Consider the following 12,805-nt stretch of genomic DNA (forward strand, 5'->3'; position numbering starts at 1 on the left):
CATGACAGCCCGTCTTCTTTTCTCGCCCGCAATCGCCTTTTTGGTGGGGATGCTTGCCATGCCCCTGACTGGTGCAGCGCAAACCATGCCACACCAGTCGCCCAACCAATCGGTGGGCACCGTGAACTGCGCCAGCAGCACATGCCACGGCAGCATTGCCGAACGCACAGCCACCCCTGTTTTACAAAATGAATACACCACTTGGTTGCGGCAAGACCCACACACCCAAGCCTATGCGGTACTGAAAAACGCGCAATCCCAACGCATTGCAAAAAACCTGAAGCTTGCACAACCTGCGCATGAAGCCAAGGTGTGCCTGGATTGCCACAGCCACAATGTACCGGCCAGCAAACAAGGGCCGCGCTTTGACAAAAGTGATGGGGTGAACTGCGAGGCCTGCCACGGCCCCGCTGAAAAGTGGATTAAAACCCACGTGGAACCGAAAGCCAGCCACGCCAGAAATGTGGAGAACGGGCTGTACCCCACCAGCGACCCCTATGCGGTTGCAAAATTGTGCACCAGCTGCCATGTGGGTGATTCCAGCCGCCCGATCACCCACCAAATCATGGGTGCGGGCCACCCGCGCATTTCAATCGAAGTTGAAACATTCATGGCGCTGGAGCCACCCCATTACCGCATTGATGATGACTGGCGAGAACGCAAAGGTGCATTCGACACCGGAAAAATATGGGCGATGGGCCAGTTCGCCACCAGCGCAAACCTGCTGGAATTAATTGCTGACCCCAAGCGGAATCGCCAAGGCATTGTGCCGGAACTCATGATGTTCGACTGCCACGCCTGCCATTCACCCATGAGCAAGAAAGACTGGAGCAAAGACCTGGCACTGACCCCTGGCCAGCCACGCATCAACAATGCCAGCCTGATCATGGTTCAGGCCGTGGTTCGGGCCGCAGCACCCGCACAAGAACCTGCCTTGAGAGGCCTGATTGAGCAGCTTCACATTCAAAGCACATCGCCTGCGGCCAGCATGCAAGAGATTGAACGCATTGCGCGAAGCCTGAACAGCGAGCTAAACAGGGCCCGTTCTGTTGTGCAAAAGGTGTCATTCACTGAACCCATTATGGAAAAACTTTTGAAAGAATTGGTAACCATGGCCGCGAGCAACCAATACCCCGATTACGCCAGTGCTGAACAGGCCTACATGTCCATTAGCAGTGTAGCCAACGGCCTTGCAAACAAAGGCAATTCGCAACTGGCCAGTGCCGTGAATGCACGCATGGATCGCCTGCTGAAGTTATTGAACAATGACGAACGATATGACCGCAAACAATTCCAGACCGAACTGCTGGCCTTGAAAGCCGCGGTGGGGGGTTAAACACATGTCCGACACAACCACGCGCATTACGCCCACCCCCATGTTCAGCGATCTGTCAGCTGATCTGGATATTGCAATTGTTGGCTCTGGCCCAGCGGGCCTGTCTGCCGCTGCGCGTGCGCAACAACTGGGTTGCAAATACGCGTTATTTGAATCAGAGAAACACGCATCGGACACCATTTACAAGTACCAAAAGGGCAAGCACGTGATGGCTGAGCCCGGCTTTTTGCCGCTTCGCAGTGGCATGTCATTTGATGCGGGCAAACGCGAAAGTGTTTTGGGCACCTGGGATTCTCAGCTGCTTGATCAAAAAATCAATATTCAATACAAGAAAACAGTCAGCAAAATAATCAGGCTCAATGATGGTGCCGGCCCTTTTGAACTGACCTGTGAAGACGGCACTACAACCACAGCCCGCACAGTGATTCTGGGCATTGGTCTACAGGGAAATATTCGAAAGATTGGCACCGCGGGCGACGACCTTCCCAATGTTCAATACACCTTGGCTGATCCTGATGAGTTCAACAATGAAACCATCATTGTGATTGGGGCTGGTGATGCCGCCATTGAAAACGCACTGGCCTTGATGAAAAACAACAAGGTGGTGCTAATCAACCGCAAAGATGAATTTGCCCGGTGTAAAGAAGGCAACCTGAATCAGATTCTTGCAGCAGACAGGAACGAAGACCTGCGCATTTTCTACAACACGAGTACGAGTGCGGTCGAAGAAATGCCGGAGGCCAAAGACGGCGAGCCCACCCTGAACTATCGCTACAAAGGCCCGGAAGGTGAGCAGGCCATGCCGGTGCACCGAATCATTGCCCGCTTGGGAGCGACACCGCCCCGTGGCTTGGTGGAAAGCTTCGGGGTGACCTTTCCCAACAGCGATCCCAATGCAGTGCCTGCGCTTAGCGAAACTTATGAATCCAACGTACCCGGCCTGTTTATTGTAGGTGCCCTGGGCGGCTACCCTTTGATCAAGCAAGCGATGAACCAGGGCCATGAAGTGGTCGACTCGATCATGGGCCTGCCTGTGGTACCTGCAGACGAACCACTGCTCGCTGAGAAATTCATGCCCTTGGGTGATATTTCTGTCTCGGCCGTGCTTGACATGATTCTGGACAACGTTCCCCTGTTCAACCAGATGACCCGCCTTCAACTGCGTGAATTCATGCTGGAATCAACGCTGCATCAACCCAAGAAAGGCTCTGTCATCTTTCACAAAGGCGACTACACCAGTACTTTCTTTACAATTGTGCAAGGTAGCGTGGGCATTGAATTGGTGAACAAGGAAGGCAAGCCTTTTATCCTGAATCTCGACAAAGGCAATTATTTTGGCGAAATGGGTTTGATCTCCGGGCGACGCCGCACGGCCACGGTCTATGCAGGAGAAAACTGCGTGTTGATCGAAACACCCCGCAAAGCGATGTTGAAGTTGATTGCCTCGGTGGATGCGGTGCGCCGAACCATCGACGAAACGTTCGTGCGTCGCGCCCTGTCCACGCACCTTGCCCCACAGCTAGAGCCTCAGGAAATCGAACAACTGATTGCATCGGGCATCAGTGTGACCCGCTACGTACGGGGTGAAAAACTGTTCAGTGAAGGTGATAAAACCGACGGCTTGCACCTGATCCGACGCGGATCGGTGTCGGTGTCCAAATTGCTGGATGATCAGGATTCAGTGCTTTCTTATGTATCCGCAGGCAGCTATGTCGGTGAAATTGATCTGGTCAATGGCACAGACCGCCAAACCACTTGCACCGCCACGGTACTGACTGAAGTGCTGTTGATTCAAGCCGACGCGGTCATCGATGTATTGAGCAAAAACAGCAACTGGAAAAAAGCGCTGCAGGCCAAGATTGGCAAGCGCGTGCACGACGCTATTTTCCGGGAAAGCACGGCGAAACGCGAAAGCGATCTGATTCATTTTTTGATGAAGCAAGGTTTGGGTGACGCAACCAACGCCTTGGTGATCGATGAAAATTTGTGCGTGCACTGTGACAATTGCGAGCGTGCGTGTGCTGAAACCCACGATGGGATACCCCGCCTGGATCGCGACGCGGGGCCCACCTTCCAGAACATTCATCTGGCGCATTCCTGTCGACATTGCGAACAACCGCATTGCATGAAAGACTGCCCACCCGATGCCATTCGCCGCAATGAAAAAGGCGAGGTAATGATTGCCGACACCTGCATTGGTTGTGGGAACTGTGCCAAAAACTGCCCATACAACGCGATTGAGCTGCGGGTCAAACCACCCCCCAGGAAAACTGGCTTATTGTCTTGGTTGCTGTTCGGTTCGGGCGGCCCCTTGGGCGAACGCCCTGTGAAGTACGACGCCAACGCCATCAAGAAAGCGTACAAGTGTGACTTGTGCCATGGCAAAGAAGGCGGCCCGGCCTGTGTTCGCGCGTGCCCCACAGGCGCTGCGTTCCGGATTTCACCCGAGGTGTATTTGAACCAGCAAAACGAACTGATCTAAGCTGAATCAGTTCGTTTTACTTGGTGTCGAACTGGGTTACACCATTCCAGTTTTCAGGGGGTGGTGTTTCTTTGAAGTACGCAATGCGTGCGGCATACAAGTCGTAAAGCACATTGAACTCCGGTGAATGGCCGTGCCATTCATGCAGGCTTTGCAGCGCAGCGTCCCATTGCTGCGCCTTGAATTGCGTCAACATGGTCTCCCACACACGCAAACCGGTTAATTGCTGCTCTGTCACGGCGCTGTGCTCGCCCAAGGGGGCATAAATGAATACGGGCTCATTCTTGCCTTTTACCTTCACAGCATCCAACTCTTGAAAAACCATGCCAGAAACAGCTGCTTTGGTTTGCGGGCCTACGATAACGCCCACACCATAGGTTTTGGTAATGCCTTCAAGTCGAGAGCCCAGGTTCACTGCGTCGCCCATCACAGTGTACGCGCGGCGAATTTTAGAGCCCATGTCGCCCACACGCATTTGACCGGTGTTTACACCCACCCCAATGGCCAGTGTGGGCCAGTTGCGCGCCAAGAGCCGTTCGTTTAAACGCACAGCTTCCTCCTGCATGGCGATGGCGGCTTTGGTGGCCAACTCTGCATGCTCTGCATCGGCAATGGGTGCCCCCCAAAATGCCATGATGGCGTCACCAATGTACTTGTCCAAAGTGCCACGATGGGAACGAATGATTTCAGACATCACCGTGAGGTACTCATTGATGTACTCACGCAATTCATTGGGCTTGAGTGACTCTGAAATGGTGGTGAAACCACGCACATCGGAAAACAGCACGGTGAGTTCACGGCTTTCGCCTTCCATGGAGTAGCGTGTGGGATCCGATGCCATTTCAGACACCAGCTCAGGGGCCACGTATTCTCCAAACAAATCCACCATTTGCCGTTTACTGCGCGATTCAGCCAAATAACCATAGGCCACGTCAAACACAAAAATCGCCAATACCAACAACAGCACAACCGCCACAGGCAACACAAGGCCTGCCTGAAAGTACAACACTGAATTGATGGCCACGCTGGCCACCAACACCGCAAACGCAACCAACAGCGACCAGGTGGCGCTAAGAATGGGCATCATGACGCTGAGCACCACGCCGACAGCCAGCACGGTGATGAAAAGCAAACCTTGGGAATACTCGGGGCGAAGCTTGTAGATGCCGTCGAGCATGCCGCTGATGACATTGGCATGGACCTCTACCCCCGGGTAGGCCGGGTTCACGGGCGTGCTTCGCAAATCGAGCAGACCAGGTGCGGTGGTTCCCACCAGTACAATTCGACCTTCGATATCCTCGGGTTTTAGTACACCCGCAAGTACATCGGCCGCCGAGACATAACGATAGCCGCCCACATTGGGACCGCCCTTGGCGCGAAAATGCACACGCGTCAACAAACCGCGTTCTACAGGAATGTCCAATTCAACTTCTGGAGACCTGAGCGCTATTAATTCAACTGCGCCATAGTCATCGGGTACACCTTCCGGAAAGACCGGAATCACCTGTGGGTTACCCAGCGCGCGTCGAAGTGTACCCAAGGCAAAACTTTGGTAATAAGCTTCGTTGAATTGGGCCAGCAGCGGAATGGAACGCACGGTGCCGTCCTCATCCACAATTGGATTGAAATAACCGCCTTCAGCATTTTTTTGTAGAACCGGGATGTTGCCACCGTAGCCCTGCCAGCTGGTGCTGTCCAGGGTAAGGTCACCCAACTGGCTTTTTTTGAACAATGCGGGTGGAAGTGCTCCAGACAATGCGGTCGCATCCTGATTCAGGTAATACCCCAACACCACTGGGCGATCGGTCAGGACTTTCGCCAGTTGCGCATCACGATCAAATTCAGCGGTAATTTGCCCTTCCAAACTTAGCAACTCACTTTTTAAGGCGGGTTTGCTTTCAAGAATGGACCCAAGCGCCAACAATGCATCACTTTGCTGAGGCTCGGCAAACACAATGTCGAATCCCACTGCAGCTGCACCCAGCCTGTCGGTCAATTCAAGCACCAATTTCGCCACGACATCTCGCGACCAAGGCCAGCGCCCCACTTCACCCAGGCTTTTCTCATCAATATCGACAATCACAATGCGCGGATCAAGCTCGGGCTTTTGTGCCTCGGCCCGAAGTCGCACGTCGTAAACCAGATAATCGAGACGCTTCACCACATCGCTGGGCGCAAAACCCAACACATGCAGCAAGGCTATGGCGGTAAATGAAAAGCCCACGCCAATGCGAAAAGCCTTGCCTGCGATTCTTCGCCAGGACTTCTTGAATGTACTCACGCCTTGACTGCCCTTATGGTGCGCACTGTGGTGCAGAGAAAGGCGGCGAAGACAGGGTAATGTCTTCAACGATAATGTCAGGCGGCGCAGTCAACAACTGAGGCGGCAAATTGGTGGACGTTTGCACAAAAGCACCCTCGCCCCGATTGACTTCCAGCGGAGTTTGATTGGAGTTCGTGATCACGATCACACCATCATTCACAGCCACATAAAGCTGTGCTCCGCCTTCAGAGTCAGCGCCCTGCTGCAGGGACTGCACTGGCGTGGACGACAAGGATTCAAAATTCGCGGGTGTTGTCTCGGGCAATGGTCCGGCATTGGGTACATTACCCAACACATTGGGCAATGAATTGATGACCTGAATTTTCACATTGCCTGCAGGAATGATTGCAGACTGCCCGGCATTAATCACGGAATTCATGTCACCCGAGGTCACAACAATTTGCCCGTTGCGGAGCTCAACAGTGAGGTTGGCGCCGCCAGAACACACGACCAGTCCGCCTGCGGCTGAAGTGCACGAAATATCAATTGCAGTGCCCCGAATACCCACCGTTGCAGTTTCTGTGAAAAACTTCACATTGTTGGGTTCCGCCTTGGCGATTGCGCCCGTAACGGCGCGTACCGCACCCTTCAACAACTTGAACGATGCCACTGATGTTTGGGGCGAAGCGGGTGCATAACGATAAGCCGCCACCTGCATGGAGCTACCCCCCGGCAAGGTCAAACGGGTGGAATCTGCCATGCTGAGCACGGCATAACCACCCTCAGGAACATCCACCGTTTCGCCTGCAAACACCGCGGCGCCCTTTTGCAGGGGACGGCGTTTTCCATTTGACGAAATGGCGAACAACTCGCCGGTCAATTGCGACACGCGTCCTGCTACATCTGAGGTGGAGGTGTTCGTCACAGTGGCTTTCTCAGACTCACCCTTGGCAAGGCGATTACACTCGTTGCCATTGCAAATTCGAGCGGAGAAATCGGTGCCTCGAATACCAATGGTTGCGGTTTCGCTTTTCAGTGCAAAGGCATCTGCACTGCCCCGCTTGCCGATCAAACCAGTCAAGGTGCGCAACCCCCCTTTCACCAGTTTAAATTCTGCCTTGTCGGCTATCGGCTGTTCGGGCTGATACTCGTAGTTCTCAACCACAAAGCGCGTGTTGGGCCGCAAGGCCACTTGCGTGGTGTCCACAAATTCAAGCACCGCCGTACTTTTGGCCTGCGTATTAATGACATCGCCCACGTTCAGTTTGGTCCCTGCACTGGCGAATTTGTTTTTGCCTTCGGCAGTTTGCAAATTCACCAAACCAGTCACCACCTTGATACTACCGACGATTGCCTTGGTCGGTTGATTGCTTGCTGAAGCGCCTGCAGGTGCCAGGTCTTTCGATTGAATATTCTGGGCCAAGGCAGGGTTGGTGCCCGCGAAGGTGAAGGCGAAAAGTCCAAGGGCCAATAATTTATGCATGTTGTAGGTCCTCATTTGCACACTGCCGAAGCACGCTGTGGATCACTTTGTGTGGTCTTCAACTCGATGTCATTGGACTGCTGTGAAATGGTTGTACCCCCGGTATTCTGATTTGCCACCGTTACGGCCTGCTCTTCTTGCTGAGGGGTCGAAGAGCTGCTGGGGCTTGTCGACGTTGTTGATGTAGACGTTGAGGTCGGTGTAAACGCCTGATTCAAATTCTGCCCCACTGTGGAGTCCGAGGTGCCTGTTGTTTGAGTCAAGGTGGTCGGACTTGTGGTTGAATCTGGTTCGGACACAGGAGGTGGCGAACTGAGCGCAACAGTCGTGGTACTCATCTGCTGAATCTGGTTCACACTTGCCACAGTTGGAGACGAGAAGGTGTAAGCAGAACTGGCAGGGGCATTCGAGACGCTGCCGAAACTTCCGTTAATGGCATTGGCTTCCAGAAACGCGTATTGGCTGCCAGCAGTCAAAGTGCCTCCGGAAATATCAATCAGGTTCAATTGACCTGCCAGGTTGGCATTGCCTTGAACAATAATGCAGTCAAAATCAGTGCCTTTTACGCCGCCGTCGCTGGCTATCTCAATATCAATGACACTGGTTGAGTCCAGGTTCAAATCACCGCTGACTGTCGTCAAACCAGGAGAAGCACCAGGAACAATTCGGCCGCCTTGTGCGTTCAAGTTGCCATTGATGCTTGCAAAGCCCCGCAAGGCACCGCCGTTGATATTGACATTGCCATTCAACACGGCGCCGGGTTGCACATTGAGATTGCCAGCGGTCTGAACATAACCACCGCTGCCAAAGGAGAACTGGCCTGCATTGAAGGTTAAGTTACCGCTGTTGAAAAAGCCCGCTGTGCCCGACGATGCCAAGCCATTGAGAACATACGAGCCAGTGTTGCTGATGGAGCCACTGTTCATAATGTTGTTCTGGATCAGACTGCCTGAGCTGTTGCTCAGAATCAGGTTACCGCTGTTGCTCAGCGTGCCCGTACCGGAAAGCAATCCACTGTAGGTGTAATTGCCTTGCAGTTCAAACAAACCATTGTTCTCAATGTTGTTGGTAATTGTCTCGTTGGTTTGATTGGGTCCCAAGCGCACAGTTGAAGAAACACCATTGACAATGCGTCGACCACTTTGCAGATCAGCCGCAGTCACAATGTTCAAGCCCATCATGAACCGAATCTCGTCGATGCTCTGAAATACATACCGCAAACCACTGAGATCGGTTCCAGCGGCGAACGCGACCCCACTGTTGGCCAAAGTGGGGCTGGGCGAGCCGAGCGAGGTCAGTACCATGCCCGAGTAGGCTACAGCCTGGTTCACATCAAACTTCACACAGAAATCAAACACCGAGCAGGTGAATCCGTCTGTCAGCGAATCAGGCGTACCGTCAATTACAAAAGACGGATTTGAAAAACCGGACAACACGGTAGTAACAGGCGTGGAGAATCCATCAAAGTCCTCGTACTCGGCAATCGCCACGGCCTCGGGTGTTAGCTGACCCACCAGGAACACAGGGCGCTGTGGCGCTGGCGTGTTTCCATAGAACAGGCTGAGTGCCGGTGGCAAACTGGCAGCGTTACCGGTCACATTGAGCGTGATTCCACTGCCCACATTCAGGGTCATGGAATCAGGAATTGAATCCACCGCCATTGGGTCGTAGGCGCGACGACCAGCAAGAATCAGGTTGCCCTGCGTACCCGAGCTAATGGTGGCGGTGCCATTCAAATTCGCTACACCTTCGGCATTGGATTCCACAATCAGGAAAGAGTCGCCGCCCATGTTGATGTTGGCACCATTCAGTACCGCAGGTGTGACAGGGGCACCATTTTCATCTTGAGAGGCGAGCAGAACGACGCCCGTAGGCGATACATTGATGGTTGTGGTTACTTCGGTGTTGCGAAGTTCCAGGAAGCCGTCAGGTGCAATATTGATTGAATTGGAAGTGCCCGCGCTGGTGAGCAAGCCACCAGTGACCACCAAGTCTTCAGCAACCAGAATACTGCCCTTGGAAAGCGGCGCAGAAGTTGCTGCATTGGCGGCGTTAACGGCACTGTTGTCCCACACCCCCTCTGCCGCCAATCGACCGCCATTTGTACGGTTTACACCATACAGGTCTGCAGAAACGAAGTTGCCAGACAAGGCGATCAATGAGTTCGTGCCGTTTACATTCAGACTCCCGTCTGTGGTCGAAATATTTTTACCCTCAAGACGCACACGGCCCGAATTCACGGTTAGCGAACCATTGAAATCCAAGTCAACAACAGATTCGAAATCAGAGTTCTGCGTCTCGGAAAACTGAATTTCCCCGATCCTTAAGGAACGTCCGTCACCACCAGCATTCACCTGAATGTTGGCCGATTCGATCACCATGGTGCTAATTGGAGTCGACACGCTGACTTCCGAGTTGAAGTCAAAATTCTCAGTATCGGTTTGAATCGAGTTCAAGAATCCGTTGACCTCGATGGTGACCGGCGCATCCAGGCGACCGTCCAGGCCGGTGATGTCAACAATTGCGCCACCGAAGGGTGAGCTTGAAAAACTTGCGGCTTCAAGGGGGGGCTCTGAGTGAATGATGTCATCGGAGGCGGCCCCGTTCATTACAATGCGCGCACCCTGCTGGGCAACGAATTGCCCTTGTGTGGTCGAAATGTAAGCGCCTTCCTGCTTGGCCAGAACCATTGGTGTGGAGCCAGAGGAAGTGAATGATCTTCCCAACTCAAGATAGGATCCCGCCGACAAATTGATTCGTGAATTGGCACCCATACCGAGCGCCTGAAAACTTGCATTTGCAAAGCCCGGGGCAAAGTTGATGCTTCCATTCAAATCGGTGTCAATCGCGCTCAACGAAGCAGAAGAACCGAATTCATTGGACATCAAATTGAAGGTTCCATCCAGCACTGCCTTTTGGTAGGACATGCTGGCACCCACCAGGTTAATCGTGCTTCCCGTTCCTGCCGCAAGGTCGCCAATTTCGTAAAAACCGAATGGCGAGCTGCTGCTGCCAGAGTTGCTTAGAAAGTTCAGGGTGCCCGCATTGGTATCAATCTCGAAAATCTCGCTGAATCCACCATTGAAGTTCACGGTGCCGCTTGAAACCAGCCTGTTCAACATGGTATTTGGATTCAAATCAAATGAGAATTCTGGATCAAACCGAGTGAATGTAGACACAGTGCTGCCAGCGTCCACGGTCAGGCTGTTGGCATCCATGGAGTTGTATTGCAGATTGCCTTGAATGGGCGCAGGCAAATCGAAATTGTCTACACCGACTCGAATGTCGGTTGCAGGCGTGAATTCATCAGAAAAAAAGCTGAGATTGTTCACCATCAAATTGGCGCCCAACACGTTCAACTTGACTGTTTTGACAGGATCAACATTCAAGCTTTGCTCGGTCATTGGATCTGTGGCTACCGCACTGGTGACATAGATCTGATTCAGCAGCAATGGTTGAGACGTGTTGGCACTGTTCATGCCCGAAAGCAAATTCACACCATCCAGCGGCAATTGCCCAAGTGTATTGGTGGGCAATGTATTGCCGACATCGTAAGGGGACAGAATCAAGCTGCCGGAATTGCCCAAATACAGTGGTGCATCGATATACACAGGCTTTGCAATGTCATAACTCAAGTGCAAATCAAACCCGTCGAATGCAAGTTGTCCGGGGTTTAAACCAACAGCCGAATCAATGTTGATTTCACCCTTGGCTTCAAGAAACAGCAAAGGATTCACGCCCGTAGTTTGTGAGAAATTCTGACTGATCAGAATGGGTGCAGAGATGGTTAAGTTGCCGTCTCCGGGTTGTGTCCCCGATGTGTAAATTTGAACAAAACCGTTGTTCTCAAGGCCACTCACCACGGTGCTGTTCAGCAAAAAGGACTCGGTTGGCGAGAAGGTCGAACTAATGTCGTCTGTCGAGAAAAACGGGCTTTGTTGCCCAGGTTCCAGGTTGAAACCACCTTCCGGAATTTGATCCACAATCGTCAGGTTGGCCGGGTCGATGAGCCACTGCCCGGCCTCACCATTTGCCGCAGAAGTATTGGCCGCTACATTCACCGCCAGGCTTTGTTTGCCCGAGGTTTCTACCCGACCGCCGTTGCCACCCAATGCGCCGCCTTTGGCTTGCACCTCGGAATCAACCACAGTGTGTCCATCGGCCCACACCACCACTTCACCACCGTTGCCGTTGGCAGTGGCATTCGCAGAAATTCGGGTATTGGCCTGCACCACGGTTTGTTGCGCATTGGCAAGACTGGCGTCTTGCCCTTTCCAGCCACCACCCACATGCACTGTACCGCCACCCGTGGCGCCATCTGCGGAAATTCGGGCCCCTTCCAGCACAGCAACTCGCTGACCGGTGATATCGATTTCACCACCTTGGCCGCTGCTGCCTTCGGCAAGCAGCTGACCGCCCACCAACGCATCGCCTTGGGCGATGAATCGAATCACGCCGCCCTCGCCAACCTGCGCGCCAGTGGCTTCAACCACGCCACTGTTTTTCACCAAATGCGAAAACAGGGAGGCGTTTTTGCTGATGATTTGCCCCAGGTTCACCACCTTGTCGCCCTCTTTCGCGCCAACTGTGAGGCCAATCGTGGGGTGCCTCATGTCAACAATCGTGACACTGTGCCCCGCCGCCAACAACACCTCACCATCGGCATGAATAATGCCGCTATTTTCAATACTGGGGGCCAACAAAACAATGGAGCCGCCGGAGTGCGTGGTCAGCGAACCTTGATTCACAATATTGCCGGCGGTGCCTGTGGAGTCGTTGAAACGCAAATGCCCGTTCAACAAATCAGTGTTCGAGGCCGCCAAGGTGCTGGCCAAAAACCCGGCTGTATCAACCACTGCGCCCTGCCCAAAAAACACGCCGGCCGGGTTGATCAAAAACACCTGCCCATTGCTTTGAAGGGTGCCAAGAATTTGGGAAACATCGCCACCTGTGACTCGGTTAAACACCTGGCTGGCTGTATTTTGCTGAATAAACTGTGTGGTTTGCCCCACGTCAATATTGAACTGTTGCCAATTCAGAATGGCACCCGGCGTATTGGTAATTTGCATCAGGTTACCAATGGTTTGCGCGGTGGCCTGCCCTGCAGCCACCGACATTCCAGTGGGGTTGGCATACGCCGAACTTGCAATGGCCATTGCCACGCCCAAAGCCACTGCCTTGCGACGAAACCGGGTATTTGAACTGCCGCTTGAAAGACGATTGGATTTCATGGTGTCTTTC

Annotated in this window: 5 protein-coding genes; 2 read left to right on the top strand and 3 right to left on the bottom strand. The window is 53.2% G+C overall.

Annotation, left to right across the window (positions count from 1 at the left end):
* Position 1 precedes the first annotated feature (1 nt).
* Together P0D43_RS12855 and P0D43_RS12860 are read left to right on the top strand one after the other, a co-directional pair.
* The gene (locus tag P0D43_RS12855; protein ID WP_394672596.1) at positions 2-1,336 is read left to right on the top strand and encodes a multiheme c-type cytochrome; all 1,335 of its coding nucleotides are present in this window, start codon (positions 2-4) and stop codon (positions 1,334-1,336) included.
* A gap of 4 nt (positions 1,337-1,340) precedes the next feature.
* Positions 1,341-3,818 carry a cyclic nucleotide-binding domain-containing protein gene (locus P0D43_RS12860; protein WP_394672597.1) on the top strand — a complete coding sequence of 826 codons (2,478 nt, stop codon included), beginning with the start codon at positions 1,341-1,343 and terminating at the stop codon, positions 3,816-3,818.
* A 16-nt stretch (positions 3,819-3,834) separates the two neighbouring features.
* On the opposite strand, the gene P0D43_RS12865 is transcribed toward P0D43_RS12860, so the two are convergent.
* Genes P0D43_RS12865 through P0D43_RS12875 form a run of 3 tightly spaced genes read right to left on the bottom strand, consistent with a single transcriptional unit; the run spans position 3,835 to position 12,795 of the window.
* Positions 3,835-6,099 (bottom strand): CHASE2 domain-containing protein, encoded by a 2,265-nt coding sequence (locus P0D43_RS12865; RefSeq protein WP_394672598.1) that lies wholly within the window; start codon positions 6,097-6,099, stop codon positions 3,835-3,837.
* Between the two features lie 13 nt (positions 6,100-6,112).
* Positions 6,113-7,564 carry a FecR domain-containing protein gene (locus tag P0D43_RS12870; RefSeq protein WP_394672599.1) on the bottom strand — a complete coding sequence of 484 codons (1,452 nt, stop codon included), beginning with the start codon at positions 7,562-7,564 and terminating at the stop codon, positions 6,113-6,115.
* Positions 7,565-7,575: 11 nt separating this feature from the next.
* Positions 7,576-12,795, bottom strand: coding sequence for a filamentous hemagglutinin N-terminal domain-containing protein (locus tag P0D43_RS12875; protein ID WP_394672600.1), 5,220 nt, complete (start codon positions 12,793-12,795; stop codon positions 7,576-7,578).
* Between the last annotated feature and the right edge of the window lie 10 nt (positions 12,796-12,805).

Source organism: Limnobacter sp. (assembly GCF_043511195.1).
Lineage (GTDB): Bacteria > Pseudomonadota > Gammaproteobacteria > Burkholderiales > Burkholderiaceae_B > Limnobacter.

Bases quoted from the DNA above. Each gene is read 5' to 3' on its own strand.
- P0D43_RS12855 (WP_394672596.1), top strand. From the start codon at position 2: ATGACAGCCCGTCTTCTTTTCTCGCCCGCAATCGCCTTTTTGGTGGGG.
- P0D43_RS12860 (WP_394672597.1), top strand. From the start codon at position 1,341: ATGTCCGACACAACCACGCGCATTACGCCCACCCCCATGTTCAGCGAT.
- P0D43_RS12870 (WP_394672599.1), bottom strand. From the start codon at position 7,564: ATGCATAAATTATTGGCCCTTGGACTTTTCGCCTTCACCTTCGCGGGC.
- P0D43_RS12875 (WP_394672600.1), bottom strand. From the start codon at position 12,795: ATGAAATCCAATCGTCTTTCAAGCGGCAGTTCAAATACCCGGTTTCGT.